Annotated in this window: 12 protein-coding genes and 1 tRNA gene; 7 read left to right on the top strand and 6 right to left on the bottom strand. The window is 39.4% G+C overall.

The features are described 5' to 3' along the window. The first annotated feature begins 50 nt into the window (after nucleotides 1-50). The 4 genes from LO761_RS11445 to LO761_RS11430 are packed head-to-tail and all read left to right on the top strand — an operon-like array spanning nucleotide 51 to nucleotide 8,815. Nucleotides 51-1,109, top strand: coding sequence for an efflux RND transporter periplasmic adaptor subunit (locus LO761_RS11445; RefSeq protein ID WP_272818415.1), 1,059 nt, complete (start codon nucleotides 51-53; stop codon nucleotides 1,107-1,109). Beyond that, nucleotides 1,109-4,186 carry an efflux RND transporter permease subunit gene (locus LO761_RS11440; protein ID WP_272818414.1) on the top strand — a complete coding sequence of 1,026 codons (3,078 nt, stop codon included), beginning with the start codon at nucleotides 1,109-1,111 and terminating at the stop codon, nucleotides 4,184-4,186. Before LO761_RS11445 ends, LO761_RS11440 begins: the two co-directional genes overlap by 1 nt. Next, nucleotides 4,164-5,657 (top strand): TolC family protein, encoded by a 1,494-nt coding sequence (locus LO761_RS11435; protein WP_272818413.1) that lies wholly within the window; start codon nucleotides 4,164-4,166, stop codon nucleotides 5,655-5,657. Before LO761_RS11440 ends, LO761_RS11435 begins: the two co-directional genes overlap by 23 nt. Continuing rightward, the gene (locus LO761_RS11430) at nucleotides 5,654-8,815 is read left to right on the top strand and encodes an efflux RND transporter permease subunit (protein ID WP_272818412.1); all 3,162 of its coding nucleotides are present in this window, start codon (nucleotides 5,654-5,656) and stop codon (nucleotides 8,813-8,815) included. Before LO761_RS11435 ends, LO761_RS11430 begins: the two co-directional genes overlap by 4 nt. A 48-nt stretch (nucleotides 8,816-8,863) precedes the next feature. On the opposite strand, the gene LO761_RS11425 is transcribed toward LO761_RS11430, so the two are convergent. Together LO761_RS11425 and rlmD are read right to left on the bottom strand one after the other, a co-directional pair. Continuing rightward, nucleotides 8,864-9,787, bottom strand: a complete 924-nt coding sequence (locus tag LO761_RS11425; protein WP_272818411.1) for an RluA family pseudouridine synthase — start codon at nucleotides 9,785-9,787, stop codon at nucleotides 8,864-8,866. Then, nucleotides 9,787-11,211, bottom strand: a complete 1,425-nt coding sequence (rlmD, locus tag LO761_RS11420) for a 23S rRNA (uracil(1939)-C(5))-methyltransferase RlmD (protein ID WP_272818410.1) — start codon at nucleotides 11,209-11,211, stop codon at nucleotides 9,787-9,789. Before rlmD ends, LO761_RS11425 begins: the two co-directional genes overlap by 1 nt. A gap of 647 nt (nucleotides 11,212-11,858) precedes the next feature. Between rlmD and ppdK the strand changes: the two genes are divergently transcribed. Beyond that, nucleotides 11,859-14,642, top strand: a complete 2,784-nt coding sequence (gene ppdK / locus LO761_RS11415) for a pyruvate, phosphate dikinase (RefSeq protein ID WP_272818409.1) — start codon at nucleotides 11,859-11,861, stop codon at nucleotides 14,640-14,642. A 97-nt stretch (nucleotides 14,643-14,739) separates the two neighbouring features. Here ppdK and rhaM read toward each other — a convergent pair whose 3' ends face one another. From rhaM to LO761_RS11400, 3 genes are all read right to left on the bottom strand, one after another. Further along, complete coding sequence (gene rhaM, locus LO761_RS11410; RefSeq protein ID WP_272818408.1) at nucleotides 14,740-15,057, bottom strand: L-rhamnose mutarotase; 318 nt, start codon at nucleotides 15,055-15,057, stop codon at nucleotides 14,740-14,742. 123 nt (nucleotides 15,058-15,180) lie between these two features. After that, nucleotides 15,181-16,020 carry an alpha/beta hydrolase gene (locus LO761_RS11405; protein WP_272818407.1) on the bottom strand — a complete coding sequence of 280 codons (840 nt, stop codon included), beginning with the start codon at nucleotides 16,018-16,020 and terminating at the stop codon, nucleotides 15,181-15,183. Between the two features lie 287 nt (nucleotides 16,021-16,307). Further along, nucleotides 16,308-17,057, bottom strand: a complete 750-nt coding sequence (locus LO761_RS11400) for an RNA methyltransferase (protein ID WP_272818406.1) — start codon at nucleotides 17,055-17,057, stop codon at nucleotides 16,308-16,310. A gap of 111 nt (nucleotides 17,058-17,168) precedes the next feature. Between LO761_RS11400 and tamL the strand changes: the two genes are divergently transcribed. Next, complete coding sequence (tamL, locus tag LO761_RS11395; protein ID WP_407951568.1) at nucleotides 17,169-19,478, top strand: translocation and assembly module lipoprotein TamL; 2,310 nt, start codon at nucleotides 17,169-17,171, stop codon at nucleotides 19,476-19,478. 57 nt (nucleotides 19,479-19,535) lie between these two features. Here tamL and LO761_RS11390 read toward each other — a convergent pair. Next, nucleotides 19,536-19,608 (bottom strand) — tRNA-Lys (locus LO761_RS11390). A 151-nt stretch (nucleotides 19,609-19,759) separates the two neighbouring features. Here LO761_RS11390 and pepI point away from each other — a divergent pair. Next, nucleotides 19,760-20,647 (top strand): proline iminopeptidase, encoded by an 888-nt coding sequence (gene pepI / locus LO761_RS11385; RefSeq protein WP_272818405.1) that lies wholly within the window; start codon nucleotides 19,760-19,762, stop codon nucleotides 20,645-20,647. The last annotated feature ends 231 nt before the right edge of the window (nucleotides 20,648-20,878 follow it).

Below are 20,878 nucleotides of genomic sequence, written 5' to 3'. Positions count from 1 at the left end.
ACAAAGGAATTAAATGAAGCCCTTTCTATATGAATCTTAAAGATAAAATCATGAAACGGATTATTTATTTCATATTAGTTATAACACTGTTTTGCGGATGTTCGGAAAAACAGAAAAATGTAGAGAAAGAAGGTGTAGAAACGATTCTCCCGACAGAACCAAACGTAGTAGTGTCAACCGTTAAACTGAAAAAACAGGTATTTAGCCATGAAATAGTAAGTAACGGTAAAGCGCAGGCAAAGGAATATGCCGACCTTTACTTTCGTACGCGGGAAATAATAGCAAATATATACGTACATAACGGCAATTTTGTACATCAGGGTCAGAAGATAGCCGAACTTGACCCATTCAAATTGAAAAACACATGGGAGCAACGAGAAAACAGTAAGAAACAAGCCAACTTGGAACTACAAGATGTGCTGATAGGGCAAGGATATGCTCCCGACAAAATGAGTGCTGTACCCGAAGATGTTATGAGGTTAGCCAAAATAAAAAGCGGATACGAGCAAAGCATAGTACAGACCGAAGCTGCTAAGCGTGAACTGGAAGAATCGGTACTCACCGCTCCGTATGACGGAATAATAGCTAATCTGTTCTCCAAGGTTCATAACATGGCTTCCACATCGGAAGCATTCTGCCGTATTATCCGAACAGGAAATATGGAAGTGGAATTCTCTGTTCTGGAAAGTGAGCTTCCTTTATTAAAAATCGGCGACAAGGTAGAAGTGGCTCCATACGCTGAAAAAATCGTGTTAAATGGAAATGTGAGTGAGATAAACCCGATAGTCGACAAAGATGGAATAGTAAAAGTAAAGGCAAATGTAAACGGCGGAAGTAAGTTGTTCGATGGAATGAATGTCCGTGTAAAGGTAAAACGAACTGTAGGCGAACAGCTTATTGTTCCAAAAAGTGCCGTCGTACTACGTTCAGGCCGTCAAGTAGTATTCGTTTATAAAGATGGAAAAGCTAATTGGATTTATGTACAAACCGGATTGGAGAATAAAGACGAATATACTATAATAGATGGATTAAATGAGGGGGATGAAGTAATCATCTCCAACAATGTCAATCTTGCCGACCAAACACCGGTAACATTATCAAATAAATAATGGTTAAATTCCTGTTACAACGCCCTATTGCTGTACTTATGGCATTCCTTGCCTTCTTTATTATAGGCTTGGTAACATACTTTGCTCTTCCGGTATCACTCCTTCCGAATATAGCCATTCCGCAAATTACAGTCCAAGTGACAGGTGATAATACTTCGGCTCGAGAATTAGAAAATACAGTAGTCCGACCTGTCCGCCAACAACTATTACAAGTTACCGGCCTAAAAGAGATAAAAAGCGAGACCAAAGATGGAACAGGTATTATACACTTAGACTTCGATTTCGGCACAAATACGGATTTGGCCTTTATTGAAGTCAACGAGAAGATTGACGCGGCAATGAACAGTCTGCCAAAAGATGTGAGCCGACCAAAAGCGATTAAAGCAAGCGCAACGGATATTCCGGTGTTCTATCTGAACATGACCTTAAAGAATGATACCAAATACGAAGAGACTAACGAACATGAATTCCTAAACATGTGCGAACTGGCTGAAAACATTGTAAAACGTCGTATAGAACAGTTACCCGAAGTAGCCATCGCCGATATTACCGGAGTTCCGGACAAACAGCTCCAACTGGTTCCGAATACGGACATGTTAGCCGAAACAGGAATTACCATTGAAGATATAGAACAAACTTTGCAGGACAACAATGTGGAGCCTGGCAGCATGTTGGTCAGAGATGGATACTATGAATATAATATCCGTATTTCAGCTATACTTCATTCGGAAGATGACGTAAAGAACATATATATTAAAAAGAATGATCGACTATATCAGTTGAAAGACCTGTGTGATGTACATATAGTCCCTCTGAAAGAGACAGGACGGTCGCTGGCCGGAGGTAAGCGAGCTGTTACATTAGCCATTATAAAACAGAGTGAGGAAAATATGGATAGCATGAAAGATCAGTTAAAGGAAACCACAAATTACTTCGCTTCGCTTTATCCAAATATAGATTTCAGCATTAGCCGTAACCAGACAGAACTATTGGACTATACTATATCAAACCTACAACAGAACCTGATATTAGGTCTACTACTTATTTTCATATCGGCCGTTCTGTTTCTTGGTGATGTTCGTTCACCACTTATTATCGGCATCAGTATGATTGTGTCCATCGTCATCACATTCTTCCTTTTTTATATCTTCAAAGTCTCATTAAACGTTATTTCTCTATCAGGCTTAATATTGGCCGTCGGCATGATGATTGATAGTTCCATTATCGTGACCGAAAATATTTCTCAGTATAGGGAAAAAGGATATACGCTAAAAAGAGCCTGTGATAGAGGGACATCAGAAATGATTACTCCGATGCTCAGTTCCTCGTTAACTACTATTGCGGTATTTATCCCACTGGTATTCCTAAGCGGCATTGCCGGAGTTATTTTTATGGATCAGGCATTCTCTATCACATCGGGATTGATGATCTCATACATCACCGGTATTATGTTGCTTCCCGTATTATATCTATTGTTCTATCAGTGGGGACTGCATAAAAAGACACACGGATTTTTGTTTCACAAGTTCAATAATAAAAAAGAGAATGTCTGGTTAGATAATACTTATAATAAAGGTGTCAATTGGGTATTTTCGCATAAAACTATCTGTCTGTCAGGAATAGTTGTCACTATACTACTTTGTGTATTCCTCTTTTATTTCTTACCTAAGGAACGGATGCCGAAAGTTGATCAGAATGAGCTTATAGCTCGTATAGAATGGAATGAAAACATTCATATTGATGAAAATAACCGACGAGTAAATGCTTTAACGAAACAAACTGACAAGAAAGTAACAGAGCATACAGCCAACGTTGGTATTCAGAATTATCTGCTAAATGACGGAAATGAACTCTCGAGTACTGAAGCAGAATTATATTTCAAGACTGAAAAGTCGAAAGAGATAGCCCCTTTACAAAAGATGTTAGCTGAAACTATAGTCAAGCAGTATCCACATGCTATAGTAACTTTTTCCCCTCCTGTAACTATTTTTGAGAAATTGTTTGTCACAGGAGAAGCTGAACTGGAAGCTCAACTCTATCCAAAAAATAAAACGATTACTCCTAATCCCGATGATATCCAAAAACTGGAAAAAGAAATTAATACTCCAATAGAAATTAAACCGGCCGGCATAGCATTCCGAAATCAAATCAGTTTAATTGTCAATCGGGATAAACTGCTACTATATAATGTAGATTACACAGAATTAACCCGTACCTTAAAGATGGCGTTTAAAGATAACAATATTTCCACTCTGCGCTCCTATCAACAATACTTGCCTATAAGTATTGCCAATATAGAAAAAAGCATTAATGACATATTGAATGAGACATTAATTCGCACTTCAGGTAAAGAAGTAAACTTTATTCCACTGAAAGAATTAATCAGTATCATTCCTATGCAAGACTTAAAACAGATAGTTGCCGGTAAGAACGGAGAATATATTCCACTCGATTTTTATAATGTAAACCATGTAAACAAACTGATGAACGAAGTGAAAACGACTGTTGATAAAAACAAAGAATGGGATGTAGATTTCTCAGGAAGCTTTTTCAAGAATAAGCAGATGATAAACGAACTGGTGATTATTCTGTTCATTTCACTTTTATTGATGTACTTTATTCTTTGTGCTCAGTTTGAGAGTTTTTTTCAACCACTGATTGTATTACTTGAAATACCTATTGATACGGCATTCGCTTTAATCTGTCTTTGGCTTTGTGGATACACATTAAATCTGATGTCTGCAATTGGTATTATAGTTACTTGCGGTATTGTGGTCAATGACTCCATTTTAAAACTGGATGCCATCAATGAACTGAGAAAAACAGGCATGCACTTAATTGACGCTATTCATACTGCAGGACGCCGTCGTCTGAGAGCAATTATCATGACTTCACTGACAACCATTTTTGCCATGATTCCTTTGATGTTCTCTTTTGATATAGGTTCAGAGCTTCAGAAACCTTTAGCTGTCGCCATGATCAGTTCCATGGCATTGGGTACACTGGTCAGTTTATTCATTATACCATTAATATATTGGTTTATATATAAGAAATATGATACGAAACAAATTTATTGATATAAGCATCATTCTCCTTTTACTATCTGTTAGTATTCAGGCACAACAGGTAGTCCGGCTGGATTTGCAACGTACTATTGAGATTGCAAACGACAGTTCGTTATCCGCATTCCGATATCAGAATCTCTATCTGACCGGTTATTGGGAGTATCGTACTTATAAGGCAGCCCGCCTGCCGAGCCTGACATTAAACCTTACCCCAGCCGAATATTATCGTTACATTACTACCCGATATGATTCAAACAACAACTTGGATGTGTATCGTGAACAACAAATGTTCAGTGCCGGAGGCGGATTGAGCATTCAACAAAACTTTGATCTTACCGGTGGCACATTCTATATTAATTCCAATTTAGATTATATGCGCAACTTTGGTGATACTAAGTACACTCAATATTCTTCCGTTCCTCTCAGAATAGGATATACACAGAACCTGTTGGGGTATAATTCTTTTAAATGGGATAGAAAAATAGAGCCGTTAAAATATGAGAAAGTAAAGAAACAGTTTATCTATAATACGGAAGATGTTGCATCGGAAGCCGTAACCTATTTCTTTGAGTTGGCCATGGCTCAGGCTGAGTATAAGTTGGCCAGGGAGAATGTACTGACCGCGGATACTCTTTACACAATAAGTGAGAATCGTTTTAAAATTGCCTCCATCTCACAAGCAGACCTGCTTACCTTAAAACTGGATAAAGTAAACGCACACAATTCTTTAGACAATGCCCGCATTGGCTTAAAGCGTGCTATGTTTTCTCTGGCATCTTACTTGAATATGCCAAAAGATACACAAATAGAAATTATTCTGCCAGGTCGCCCAGACAATGTGGAAATTAATGTAGAACAAGCTTTGAGCTTGGCTCGACAGAATAATCCAACATTTCTCGAACAACGTCAGAATATATTGGAAGCCCAACAGAATGTGAATAAAACCAAAGTGGAATCCCGATTAAGTGCCAGTTTAAACGCCAGTATCGGATTCAATCAGGTTGCCGAAAAAATCAATCTGGCCTATAAAAGACCGTTACAACAAAATTTGGTTTCCATCTCCGTATCTATTCCGCTTATAGATTGGGGGATCAGAAAAGGTAAGTATAATATGGCAAAGAATAATTTAAATGTCGTATCCATCGCCGCTCAACAGGAAGAACAGAAGGTAGAAGAAGATGTTGTGATGACCGTTAACGACTTTAATATTCAGCAACGACTGGTCAACAGCGCAGAAGAAGCACTTGATTTGGCAGAAACGGCTTACGATCAGACTCGTCAGAAATTTATTATCGGTAAAGCTGATATGAATAGTCTGACCCTTTCGCATAACCGACAGCAAGAGGCACAAAAGAATTATATATCGGCCTTACAGAACTATTGGACTAACTATTATAAGATACGTAAGCTGACTCTTTATGATTTTAGTAAAGGTTTCTCTCTGTCAGATGAATTTGATTTTAATATCGGATTATATAAATGAATAAGAGAAACCATATATCGGCATTCACCTTAATAGTGATATTCGTTTGCTTATCACTCATAGGTATTGCTCTTATTCCGTTACTTCCCATCAAATTAGTACCGTCGCGTACTTTGCCCGGACTTTCTGTGTCATATAACATGCGAGGGAGTTCGTCCAGAATTGTAGAAATGGAAGTTACGAGTAAGTTAGAAGGTATATTAGCCCGAATAAATGGTGTTAAAAATATTACATCCACTTCCTCTAACGAATCGGGAAGTGTCTCTATAGAATTCGATAAACATACAGATATGGAGATAGCACGCTTTGAAGTATCTACAGCTATCCGTCAACTCTGGCCACAATTACCTGATGAGGTGGCATATCCACAGATATCAGAGAATTATTCCGACGATGATGCATCACGACCATTTCTGGTTTATACACTTAATGCTCCTCAAGAACCTATTCTGATTCAACAATATGCTGAAGACCATATCAAAAACAAAATAGGTCAATTGAAAGGTGTATATAAAGTAGAGATTAACGGAGCTACTCCTATGGAATGGCAACTGGAATATAGCAGCGACCAACTGAATCAATTAGGTATATCACCATACGATATAATAAATGCCATCCATGAAAATTATGATTCTGAATTTTTAGGTATATCTCCATATAAAAACGAAAATGGAAAAACGGAATGGATACGACTTATTCGCATGTCAACAATCGACAAACAGGAATTCATCCCCTCCTCTATTCTGCTAAAAACAAAAGACAGCACACTTATATCCTTAGATAAGGTTATTACGGCCAAACATATAGAATCCGCGCCACAAAGCTATTACAGAATAAATGGATTGAACTCGGTCTACCTGAATATTACGGCGAATGAAACGGCAAATCAAATTAACTTAAGTAAACAAGTCAAGAAAATTATCGCAGACTGTGAGCTAAATATGCCACCCGGATATGAAATCCATTTAAACTATGACGCGACAAAATATATAGATCAAGAATTACAAAAGATTTATTTCCGTACCGGACTGACCGTTTTTATCCTGCTGGTATTCGTCTTACTGGTTACATGGCGACTCAAATACCTATTTCTCATTGTGATGAGTATTACTGTCAACCTGCTTGTTGCCGTTATATTCTATTACCTTTCGGGAATAGAAATTCAATTATATTCCCTTGCCGGAATCACCATTTCATTGAATTTGATGATTGACGCGACCATTATTATGACCGACCATATCGTGCATCGTCATAATATCAAGGCTTTTATGTCGGTCTTAGCCGCTACTCTCACCACCGTAGGAGCTTTATCGATAATCTTCTTCCTTGATGAAAAAATCAAGTTGAATCTTCAAGACTTTGCGGCAGTAGTCATCATCAACTTGATAGTCTCATTATTCGTAGCCTTGTTCTTCGTTCCTTCACTCATCGAAAAGATTGGGCTGGATGAGAAAAGAAACATCCAACTGAAAACCCGGACAAAACGATTGACTGTGTATTTCACTAATTTCTATCAGAAACTCATCAGTTGGCTTTGCCGATATAAAGTAGTCGCGTTTATTCTGCTTATACTGATATTTGGAATTCCAACATTCTTACTGCCGGAAAAAATAGATGGCGAAGGGAAAGGAGCAACAATATACAATAAAATATTTGATACAAAACTATATAAGGAAACCATCAAACCTATAACGGATAAAGTATTGGGTGGCACTCTCCGACTCTTTATCCAAGATGTTTATAATGGAAGCTATTTTAATCGTGATCAAGGAGAAGTAATTCTTTCTGTCTATGCCAATATGCCGAATGGAACGACACTGGACCAAATGAATGAACTAATAAAGAAGATGGAAATCTATCTTACCCAGTACAAAGAGATTCGCCAATTCCAGACTGCCATTTACAGTCCCAAAAGGGCATCTATTCAAATCTACTTTACCAAAGCATCCGAGAGAAGCGTTTTTCCTTATACCCTGAAGTCAAATATTATCAGTAAAGCATTAACAATTGGCGGAGGCAGTTGGGAAGTCTATGGCTTACAAGATCAGGGGTTCAGTAATGATGTCCGAGAGAATGCAGGAAGTTTCCAGATAAAAATGTATGGATTCAATTATGATGAGTTATATCATCAGGCAGAAATTTTAAAGAGCAAATTGTTAGAGCACAGACGAATCAAAGAAGTGCTCATCAATTCCGAATTCTTCTGGTGGAAAAATGACTATCAAGAATACTTTCTGAATCTGAACAAAGAACAGATGGCACAGAAAGGAATATCCGCCAGTCAGCTATTCAATACCCTTACTCCTATTTTCGGAAAAGATATCTATGTAAGTAATATACTCTTTGGGAAACAGTTGGAACAGTTGAAACTCTCTTCCCTGCAGAGCAAGGAATATGATGTTTGGGGACTGATGAATATGCCGCTCACAATTAATAAAAAAACTTATAAACTATCCGATTTTGCCACATTGCAAAAAGAACAATCACCTCAAGATGTAGTAAAAGAAGATCAGCAATATACATTATGTCTGCAATATGAATATATTGGTGCCCAAGAACAAGGAAAAAAACTCTTAGAGAAAGACCTTAAGGCATTCAACGCAACTCTTCCAATGGGATATAAAGCCGAAAATAAAGAATTTAATTATTCATGGGGACAGAAAAACTATAAAGAAAGTGCTCTGTTATTCCTTGTCATAGCCATTATCTTTTTCATTACCGGCATTCTGTTTAACTCATTAAAGCAACCTTTGGCTATTATCTTTGTCATTCCCATTTCGTATATCGGAGTATTTCTTACGTTTTATCTGTTCCAATTAAACTTCGACCAAGGTGGATTTGCTTCATTTGTATTATTGTGCGGTATAACAGTCAACGCCAGTATCTATATTCTGAACGAATATAATAATATACGAAAGGTACACCCGAAACAACCGGTATTAGTATCGTATACTAAAGCATGGAACGCAAAAATAATTCCTATTTTCCTGACAATAGTCTCCACTGCTTTAGGATTCATTCCATTTATGGTAGGAACATTAAAAGAAGGATTTTGGTTCCCGTTAGCCGCCGGAACTATCGGAGGATTAATCATGTCAGTCATCGGTATCTTCTTCTACCTTCCTATGTTTGTCATTAAACTTAAATCAGCCAATTGACTTATGCTGATTGATGATAGACATCACCTTATTGATACCCCCTCAGACTTAAAGCATTAAGTCTTTGAATGATTTCGGATAAGGAGTTTCGAACTCCATGCGCTCTCCCGTCACAGGATGTGTAAAACAGAGCTTAAAGGCGTGCAATGCCAAACGTCCCAACGGATCAATCTCGGAACCGTAGCGGGAATCACCTACTACAGGATGTCCCAACTGAGCCATGTGAACACGAATCTGATTCTTACGACCGGTATCCAAATGAAGTTCCATTAACGAAAAACGACTATTCCGCTTAATAGTCTGATAATGGGTAACGGAAAACTTACCGCCATCGTCCACCAAACTGGAACTAACATAGAGTTTATGATCGGTGAGCCAAGAACGAACAATGCCTCTCTCCTCTTCCATACTTCCCTCAACCACGGCCACATAACGACGATCATACACTATCTCGTGCCAATTGTCACGAAGTGTATGTTGCGTCTTCTCATCTTTGGCATACATCATCAAGCCACTGGTTTCACGGTCGAGTCGATGAACTACATGTATTCTATTCCCTGAGTGTTCACTACGCACATACTCATTTAAAATATGTTGTGCCGTACGTTCCCGCTGGCTCTCTGTTCCTACAGAAAGCAGCCCTTCTTTCTTCTCCACCACAATAAGATAGGCGTCTTCATATACCAGCTTAAGCAATGGGTTACGGAATTCCCTATTGTTCTTGGCATGACTTATCTGTACTTTCATCCCGGGTTTCAGCCGGAAATTATATTGTGTTACAATCACATTATCCACCAATATGACGCGATTGGTAAGCAAATTTTTCACCTTTGTCCGACTAATTCCATTCATCACTTTCATGAGGAACGGCATCAGTTCATTTTCTTCATGAACATTATAGATAGTATATTTAGCAGCGGCTTTAGCAAAAGGTTTATCGCTTTTCTCTTTCAATTTACGTTTCTGTTCCATTATAATTCTCTTTTTTCAAGTAATACCACATTCTCAACATGTTGCGTATGTGGAAACATATCAACCGGCTGAACAGCCATCACTTTATATTTAGCGTCGAGCAAAGAAAGGTCGCGTGCCTGTGTAGCCGGATTACAACTTACATATACGATACGGATCGGCTCAGCAAAAAGGATGGTATTAACCACATCACCATGCATTCCCGCTCTGGGCGGATCAGTAATGATGACATCGGGACGTCCATGCTCATTGATAAAGTCTTGCGTAAGAATATCTTTCATATCACCTGCAAAGAAGAGCGTATTCTTTATACCATTAATCTCCGAATTCATCTTGGCATCCTCAATAGCTTCGGGCACATACTCTATTCCAATGACTTGACGGGCTTGACGAGAAACAAAGTTGGCAATGGTTCCCGTTCCTGTGTAAAGATCGTATACCAACTCATTTCCTGTAAGACCGGCAAACTGTCGAGCCACCTTATAAAGATTATATGCCTGACCGGTATTAGTTTGGCAAAATGACTTAGCTCCTACCTTAAAACGCAATCCTTCCATCTCCTCAAATATGTGATCTGCCCCCTTGAATACTTTAACATCCAATCCTTCAAGCGTATCGTTACACTTGTCATTATTCACATATAAGAGAGATGTAATCTGTGGAAACTTATCGGCAATGTAAGTCAGTAGTTCATTCTTTCGAATCTTATCCTGCTCATTCGAAATTTTAAACTGAATAAGTACCATCAATTGGCCGGTATTCGATGTACGAATCATCATATTTCGCAACAATCCTTCTTGGGTACGGAGGTTGAAAAAAGCATAGTCGTGTGCATAGGCAAAGTCACGAATGGCATTACGAATCTGATTATTGATATCATCCTGCAACCAACATTTCTCTACAGCCAACACTTTATCGAACGCCTCAGGTATGTGAAATCCTACCGCGTTCATCTGATCATAATGCACATCCTGCTCTATTTCTTCACGAGTCAGCCAACGTTTGTTCGAAAATGTGAACTCCAACTTGTTACGATATTCCATAACCTTCTCCGATCCAATAATAGGATAAATCTCCGGCAGCTCAATCTTTCCGATACGAGTAAGGTTATCCACCACCTGTTGTTGCTTATATTTTATCTGTTCTTTATAATCAAGGCACTGCCACTTACAGCCTCCACATACTCCAAAGTGTTGACAAAAAGGCTTTACACGCTTCTGAGAGTACTCATGGAAATGAATGGCTTCAGCTTCGGCATAGTGATGTTTCTTTCGCGTGACCTTCAAGTCGACCACATCTCCGGGCACTACATAGGGAACAAAAACAACAAAATCGTTCACTCTGGCAATAGCTTTCCCCTCTGCGGCGACATCGGTAATGGTCACTTCTTCGAATACAGGAAGTTCTTTTTTCTTTCTACTCACAATAACACTATCTTTATTTGTCTGCAAAATTAGTCAAATTCCATCAATTCTCTTCTCATTATATAAAGAATATTCACACTACAAAACAACAAGATACGCACGATTAAAACAATACATTTCTTTATCTATACTTTTCAAGCGAATTTATAATCATAATATAATGCGAATTCGAGGAAATCACGCAGAAACCGACGAAAGCAAAATATGGTCTAATAGCATGTTAGTGAAGTGTTTCTTCCTTTTTATTTGGTTCTTTAATATGGTCATAAAGAGATTAGTAAAAGAGAACCGTATGAATCACTCAACTCATACGTATAATCTACTTGTTTCACATAAGTGAAACGAATGTATCACATCAGTGAAACAAGCGACTCACATAAGTGAAACGAAAGTATCACTTAGGTGAAACGAAAGTATCACTTAGGTGAAACGAAAAATTCTTCTAATGGATACGGCAACTTATATGGTTCACTTTCTTTGTTCCTGCGTATCGAGGTGGTAAATGATATAAAAAAAAATTAAATTAGAGGAATTTGTTAAAGTTGTAAAGTCGAGATTACATTTTTCACTTTTCCCTTTGAATTTATATTAATTAAGTATAATTTTGCAACATCAAACATTCTCATTTAAAACTAAAAAATATTTATATGACGGCTAAAAAGAGAGTCTATACCTTTGGAAACGGAAAAGCCGAAGGTAATGCAGATATGAGAAATCTGCTTGGTGGCAAAGGCGCTAACTGTGCTGAGATGAACCTAATAGGTGTTCCTGTTCCTCCCGGATTCACTATCACGACAGAAGTATGTAACGAGTATTTTCAGAAAGGAAAGGAAGCAGTGGTCGCTTTACTGAAAGACGATGTCGAAAAATCAGTAAAACACATTGAGAAATTAATGAACAACAATTTTGGAGACCCTAAGAATCCATTGCTTGTTTCTGTTCGTTCAGGAGCACGTGCTTCCATGCCCGGTATGATGGACACCATCCTTAACTTAGGTTTGAACGATGAAGTTGTTAAAGGTTTGGCTAAGAAGACCGGTAATGAACGTTTCGCTTATGATAGCTACCGTCGTTTTGTCCAAATGTACGGCGATGTTGTTTTAGGCATGAAGCCGGCAGATAAAACAGAAATTGACCCTTTCGAAGCTATCATTGAAGAAGTTAAGAAAGAACGCGACATTAAGCTTGATAACGAAATGAACGTGGACGAACTGATGAAGTTGGTCAAACTCTTCAAGCAAGCTATCAAAAAACGGACAGGCAAAGAATTCCCTTCCGACCCTATAGAACAATTATGGGGTGCTATCTGCGCCGTATTCGACAGTTGGATGAATGAACGTGCTATCCTCTATCGTAAAATGGAAGGTATACCATCGGAATGGGGTACTGCAGTAAGCGTAATGGCAATGGTATTTGGTAACATGGGCAACACTTCAGCTACCGGTGTTTGCTTCAGCCGTGACGCCGCTACAGGTGAGAATATCTTTAATGGCGAATATTTGGTAAACGCACAAGGTGAGGATGTAGTCGCTGGAATTCGTACTCCACAACAGATCACACTCGAAGGCTCTCGCCGTTGGGCTAAACTTCAAGGCATCTCCGAAGAGATTCGTAAGACAAAGTATCCTTCTATGGAAGAGTCTATGCCTGAAATCTTCAAACAATTATATGATATCCAAGGTAAATTGGAAGACCACTATAAAGATATGCAGGACATGGAATTCACCGTTCAGGAGGGCAAGCTTTGGTTTTTACAAACACGCAATGGTAAACGTACCGGATTTGCCATGGTGAAGATTGCCATGGATTTGTTACGTGAGGATATGATTGATGAAAAGACAGCTATTATGCGCTGCGAACCAAACAAATTGGATGAATTGCTTCACCCTGTATTCGATAAGATCGCTTTACGCAGAGCTAAGGTTCTGACTCACGGGCTTCCCGCTTCTCCGGGAGCCGGTTGTGGTCACATCGTATTCTTTGCCGATGATGCTGCTAAGGTTCATGCAATGGGAAAACGCGTTATTCTCGTTCGTATTGAGACCTCTCCGGAGGATTTGGCTGGTATGGCTGTTGCTGAAGGCATCGTTACCTGTCGCGGTGGTATGACAAGTCATGCGGCCGTCGTTGCACGTGGCATGGGCAAATGCTGTATTACCGGAGCCGGTGAAATGCAAGTAGACTATAAGAAAAAGACATTGACTATCAATGGCGAAGTACTGAACGAAGGCGATTACCTTTCATTAAACGGTAGCACAGGAGAAGTGCTGAAAGGACGTGTTGATACAAAAGCTGCCGAGGTTACAGGCGACTTTGCAGAATTAATGTACTTGTGCGACAAGTATACGAAATTACATGTACGTACCAACGCGGACACTCCTCGTGACGCGGCTGTGGCAAGAAGTTTCGGTGCTGAAGGTATCGGACTTTGCCGTACTGAGCACATGTTCTTTGAAGAGAAGAAAATCCGTGCTATGCGTGAAATGATTCTTTCTGAAACAAAAGAAGGCCGGGAGGCTGCATTGAATAAGATTCTCCCCTACCAGATGATTGACTTCTACGAAATATTAAAGACAATGGATAATTGTCCGGTTAATATTCGTTTGCTCGACCCTCCTTTACATGAATTCGTTCCTCACGATTTAGAGGGGCAGGAAGCCATGGCTAAGGAGATGGGTATTACTGTTCAAGAGATTCAGAGACGTGTCGCAGCATTAAATGAAGCTAACCCTATGTTAGGTCATCGTGGCTGTCGCTTGGGCAATACTTATCCTGAAATTACAGCTATGCAAACGAAGGCCATCATCGGTGCTGCCATCAAATTGCGTAAGGAAGGATATGATCCACGTCCTGAAATTATGGTTCCTCTGATTGGTATCGTCAACGAATTTGACGCGCAAGAGAAAGTTATTCGTGAAACTGCCTCTCAAATGTTCAAGGAAGAGGGTATCGTTGTCCGCTTCAAGATTGGTACCATGATTGAAATTCCTCGTGCCGCCTTGACTGCAGATAAAATTGCCAAACATGCCGAATACTTCAGCTTTGGCACAAACGACTTAACTCAAATGACATTCGGTTACAGTCGCGATGACATCGCCAGTTTCTTACCTACTTACTTAGAAAAGAAAATTCTGAATGTTGATCCGTTCCAAGTATTGGATCAGGAAGGTGTCGGCCAACTTATTCAAATGGCAGTCAATAAGGGACGTGCCGTCCGTCCTGAACTGATCTGTGGTATCTGTGGTGAACATGGTGGTGAGCCTACATCGGTTATGTTCTGCCACAGAGTCGGTTTGAACTATGTAAGTTGTTCTCCATTCCGTGTTCCTATCGCCCGATTAGCCGCTGCTCAGGCTGCCGTCGAAGACTTGATTAAGGAAGATGAAGAAAAGAAGAAGAGAAAAGCAGAACACGAAGCTGCTAAAAAATAATCTCATTATAATAATACTATAATAAATTAAGGATGCACCACTTGTGAAGTGCATCCTTATTTATTGTTGTTCATAACATACAATATTACCATCCGCATCAGTCCATGTGAAAGAGTTCATCCAAAGGGATACTAATCGGTGAATTGTCCGGATTCACATCCATGATATCTGACATCATATCCCACCATTTCTGTGTGATAGGATCTACATTCGAGGTATCCTGACTGTTCGTATCCTTATCACACTCTTGATAAGCGAAAAGCATATTCGTATCTTTATCCCAAAAAATGCTATAATTACTTATCCCTGCATTTTTTATCATTCTCTTCAACTCCGGCCAGATAGCAGCATGGCGCTTGGCATACTCCTTTTCACAACCGGATTTCAAATACATTTTAAAAGCAAATCGTTTCATAATATTATTTCTTTGTAAATGTATCAAAGGCTTTTATCCGTCTTCCGACACTATGCATCATCGTTCTTTTTTCTTATAACAATTTACTCAAACACATCATAACAACAGTTATGTCTTTTGCTTCTACAGATTTATCTCTCTCAGCCAATGCTCCAGCTCTTGCTGCCAATCTTGCTTATATACGAAACTTTCATGATATCCCCAGCCATGACCACCGGTAGGATAAAGGTGCATCGTTACAGGAACATGATGATTTCTAAGTGCTAAATAATAACCCACACTGTTTTCTACGGGTACGCTCTTGTCATCAGTACTGGCCATGATGAATGCCTGAGGTGTATCATCGGTCACTTGCAACTGATTGCTGTAGTATTCCAAATCTCTCTGCGAAGGATTCTCCCCCAACAAATTCTTGCAGGTACTCGAAGTTTTTCCTTCACCGGTGAGATCAATACGTCCGTAGAAGATAATTTGAAAATCGGGACGCGTTTCCTTGGTAAAATGAGTTGCTGCTGTAGCGGCCAGATGACCTCCTGCCGATGCTCCAGCGATACCTATCTTCTTTATACCCCATTCAGCAGCACGTTGACGAAGAATACGGATAGCTTGCTGAGCATCATCCAATGGCACTTCTTTATGCAGATTCGGCAAACGATATTTTAATACAGCATAGGTAATGCCTTGGTTATTAAACCAATCAGCCATATCTGTTCCCTCATGCTGCATAGCCAATAGACGATAGCCTCCGCCCGGACACATGATAATGGCTTGCCCGTTGGGATGCTTAGCAGGGTAAACAGTTAATGTGGGAACACTTACGGCATAAACCTGCCCGTCTTTATAATATTCATTCAAAGTAATGCCATTTGACGTAGGAGCACCATTCGACCATAGATAAATCACTTCTTGAGCAGATAAACTGCCGCAGATAAATAATAAAGCCCATGTAATAAGATTTTTCATGATTCCGGAATTTATGTTTCTTTGACACAAAGATAAAATAAACCTTGTAAAACTCTATTTCAAATTTAATATTTTCTCATTCTTTAAAAGACCATTTTTTTAATTCGTTTTCATATATGTCAGGGGAGTTGAGCAACAACATTCAAACTGATATGCGCCACTTCGAAATGTCATACGGATGAATGGCGAATGTGATGCGGATGAGTTGATCGGTTCATGCGGATGAGTTGGGCGATTCATACGGATGAACTTTCTCAATCATACAGGCAAGTTGATATAGTGACTTTTTATGCTTGTCTTCTCCTGAATTCCGCGCAGATAATTCCTGTTGCCATAGCCACATTCAATGATTCCGATGTCATTCTGCCCTTTGGATAGTTCGGGATTAACAGACGTTCATTTACCAATTGTTCCACCTCTTTACTAATTCCGTTTCCTTCGTTTCCCATGATGATTAATCCATGGTCAGAAAGTTTCTTTTTATAGATATCATCTCCATCTAAAAACGTTCCATATATAGGAATATCTTTCACTGAATGAATGAGTTGTAATAAATCAATATAGTAGACCTTTATTCTGGCTAATGCTCCCATTGTAGCTTGAACAGTCTTTGGATTATACACATCGACCGTTCCCAAAGAACAAAACACATGCTCTATGCCAAACCAGTCAGCCAATCGGATGATGGTTCCTACATTACCCGGATCTTGCACATTATCCAATGCCAGACAAAGCGAATGTGAGAGCACCTTTGTATCCATTGGATAAGAAGGTTGCTTAAATACGGCCAATACTTCTTGAGGAGCTTTCTGCAGACTGACTTTAGCAAGCTCATCAGCAGACACTTCAATCACTTCTTCGGCCTGTACAGACATCGTATTCAGCCATTCTTTAGTGCCAAGCAACATCTTACAATGGAAATGTCCCAACATATCACCAACCAGTTTAGATCCTTCAGCAATAAAAGCCTGCTCTTCTCTACGGTTCTTCTTCAGTTCCAACGAATGAATGTATTTTATCTTATTCTTGCTCAGCATTGTTAGATAAATGGATGTAACTAATAAAAAACTTAATTATAAGCAAAGTTAAGATTTTTATTCATGAATAATTGTATATTTGTAGGAAATTTCGAAGTCTGCGGATATATGATAAAAAAGTCTCTCATCGGTCTGATGGCAGGATTTTTACTTCTGACTTCGTGCTCGGTAAGCAAATTCATTCCTGATAACAAATATCTATTGGATGAAGTGAAGATAGAATCGGACACGAAAGAGGTTGATCCTGCTTTGTTTAACTCATATATCCGTCAGAACCCAAATGCCAAATGGTTTAGTCAGGTAAAGGTTCCTATGCACGTATACGGATTGTCAGGCAAAGATTCCACCAAATGGATTAATCGATTTTTCAGAAAGATAGGACAAAAGCCGGAGATATTTAATGAGGAGATAGCAGATAAAACCCGTGCTGAAATAGAAAAAGCCGTTCGGAATATGGGCTATTATAGTGCTCGTGTCACATTGGGTGAGTTTATCAGGAGGAAAAAATTAAAACTGACTTATGATATCCATGCAGGAAAGCCTTATCTTATTGAGAGCATACAATACGATATCCCTGATGATTCTATCAATAATCTGATTAAAAGAGATTCCGTTCATACACTGATTCATCAAGGAATGCCGCTTGACGCAAATGTACTCGATCAAGAACGTATCCGGCTTACTTCTATTCTCATGTCGAATGGCTATTATCATTTCAATAAAGACTTTTTTGTTTATCAGGCCGATACCGTAAGAAATTCACACATGGTTGACTTAACCGTCCATCTGATGCCTTATCAGTTGCAAAAAGAGGATATACCTAAGAGACATCAGCCATTAAAGGTACACACAGTTAATTTCATCACCGATCAGGATGTAGTACGACTGGATGAGAATGGACTAACCGACTTTGATTCTATCATTTATAAAGGCTATCCCATGTATTTCAAGGATAAACTATACTTTCGTCCTAAATTGCTAATTGATTTTAATCGTATCAAATCGAATTCGTTTTATAATGATCAAGATGTACAGGAAACGCATACCTTACTAAACAGGCTGAAAGCATTACGCTACTCGAACATTACCTTTCAGGAAGTGACCGTTAACGACAGTACCCAACTGGATGCTTATATTTCTGTTGCGAAAGGAAAAGACAAGTCTATTCAGTTTGAAATAGAAGGAACGAACTCTGCCGGTGACTTAGGCGCGGCGGCAGCCATCTCTTTGCAACATCGAAACGTATTCAAGGGGTCGGAAACCTTTACGTTGAAGCTTCGTGGCGCATACGAAGCCATTACAGGCTCTAACAATCAAGACTTTGTTAACGATAACTACACCGAGTTTGGTGTAGAATCCAGTCTGAACTTCCCGCAATTTATGTTTCCGTTCCTTTCCAAAGCATTCAAGCAAAAGGTGCGTGCTACCTCAGAAGTTGATTTACAATATACCAAACAGATTCGCCCCGAATTTACCCGAACATTGGCTGCCACAGCATGGAGTTATAAGTGGAGCAATGAACGACGTCAACATAAATTCGATTTGCTTAACGTCAACTATGTATATATGCCTCGTAAGTCGACTGTCTTTCAAGAATATCTCGATGATATGTCAGCCCGTAATTCACTATTAAGAGCCAGTTACGAAGACCAACTTATCGTTCGTATGGGATATACCTTTACTTATAACAGCGCAGGGAACATGACTATGCGTACATTGAAACGTAATTCTTATTCTATCCGATTTAATATAGAGGAATCGGGGAATATACTCTATGGGTTCTCTAAAGCTTTCCATGCCACACCAAAAGACAATAAAGGGTATGTGATGGCTAATATTCCGTTTGCACAATATGTTAAGGGAGATTTTGACTATACTAAAAACTTTCAGATTGACGATCGTAACTCCATGGTGTTCCATGTTGGAACAGGACTGGCTTACCCATACGGCAACTCTAAGATTCTTCCGTTTGAAAAGCGTTATTTCTCGGGTGGCGCGAACAGTGTTCGTGGATGGTCTATACGCAGTTTGGGACCGGGCAGTTATCAAGGTACTGAAGATGGTAAAATGGACTTCATTAAGCAAACCGGCGATATTAAGTTGGATATCAATTTTGAGTATCGTACACATCTGTTCTGGAAACTGAATGGAGCCGCTTTTATCGATGCCGGAAATATCTGGACTATCCGCAATGACACTGAACAGAAGAATGGCTTGTTTAAGTTCAACGATTTTTATAAGCAAATAGCAGTCTCTTACGGACTGGGCATCCGTTTTGACTTAGATTACCTTATTCTTCGTTTCGATGGAGGTATGAAGTCTGTCAACCCTATGAAGCATGGCAAGGATAAATACCCTATCCTCGATCCAAAGTTCAGTCGTGATTTTGCTTTCCACTTTGCAGTAGGTTATCCGTTCTAATCTTTGCCGGATAGATATAAAAAATCCTCAAGAAAAGAATATCTTGAGGATCACTTGTACACCCTCAGGGACTCGAACCCTGGACACCCTGATTAAGAGTCAGGTGCTCTACCAACTGAGCTAAGGATGCATCTTTTTCGGTTTTGCGGTTGCAAAGGTAGTTATTTAATTTAATAAACCAAATCTTTTTCTTCTTTTTTTCAGAAAACAACTTTTAGGCTTGATGATAGGATTTAAAAAATAAAAATCTTAGATTTGCCGTATAATCAAATCTCTCAATCATGAAAGTTCAAGAAGGATATATACCATTCATGGGGTATCAAACCTATTACAGAATTGTAGGAAAGAAGAAATCCGATAAAAAACCGATATTGCTGCTGCATGGAGGCCCCGGAAGTACGCATAATTACTTTGAAGTGCTCGACCGGTTAGTTGACGAAGGCCGTCAAGTAATCAGCTATGACCAATTAGGTTGTGGTAATTCTTTTGTTGAAGGACATCCCGAACTTTGGACTCCTGAAACTTGGGCAAAAGAGCTGATAACTATTCGAAAACATTTGGAATTAGATGAGGTTCATATCCTTGGACAGTCGTGGGGTGGAATGTTACTTATCCTATACCTTATCGATTATAAACCGGATGGAGTACAATCGGCCATCCTTTCAAGTACACTCCCCGCCAGTTGGTTATGGAGCCATGAACAGCATCGGATGATTAAATTCATGTCGAAAGCCGATCAGCGAGCCATTGCGAAAGCAGAAAAGACCAACGATTATACCGGATCGGACTATCAGAAAGCAAACAATCATTTCATGCTTCAGCATTGTGCGGGAAAGATAACAAAAGATAGTCCCGAGTGCTTGCGCCGCCCAAAAAGAGTCGGATCGGAAGCTTATCTGTGCGGATGGGGACCGAACGAGTACACTCCTACCGGTACACTGAAAAATTTTGATTATATTGACCGGCTGAAAGAAATTAAAACTCCTTGCTTAATTATGAGTGGAACCAATGATTTGTGCACTCCGTTAGTCGCGAAAACAATGTTCGACCGTATTCCTATTGCCCAATGGAAACTGTTCGACGGATCCCGTCACATGCCTTTTGTTGAACAAACAGATGAGTATTGTGAAGTGCTCAATAAATGGCTGAACGATGTAGAACGAAAGTGATATAATATAATGTGAGTTCGACATAAAATCAAAAAAAGAGGATGTACGTTCCGTCAATATTAGCAAGGATATAAAAAAGAGGGCTGAGCGCGTTACCGCGACCGGCCCCCTAACTTTAGAGATTATAAAGAATCTATTATGCAGTTTGTTTCGGACTGCATTATTCTTTTAATGGATAGTCCGTCTGGTCGCCCTTGGGTGCAGAAGGTTTCTTGGCGTTCACCGTCTTTC

This window comes from Phocaeicola oris, from assembly GCF_021295095.1.
Lineage (GTDB): Bacteria > Bacteroidota > Bacteroidia > Bacteroidales > Bacteroidaceae > Phocaeicola > Phocaeicola oris.
Note: the sequence above shows the minus strand (reverse complement) of the source record. Positions and strands in the feature narration are given on the sequence as shown.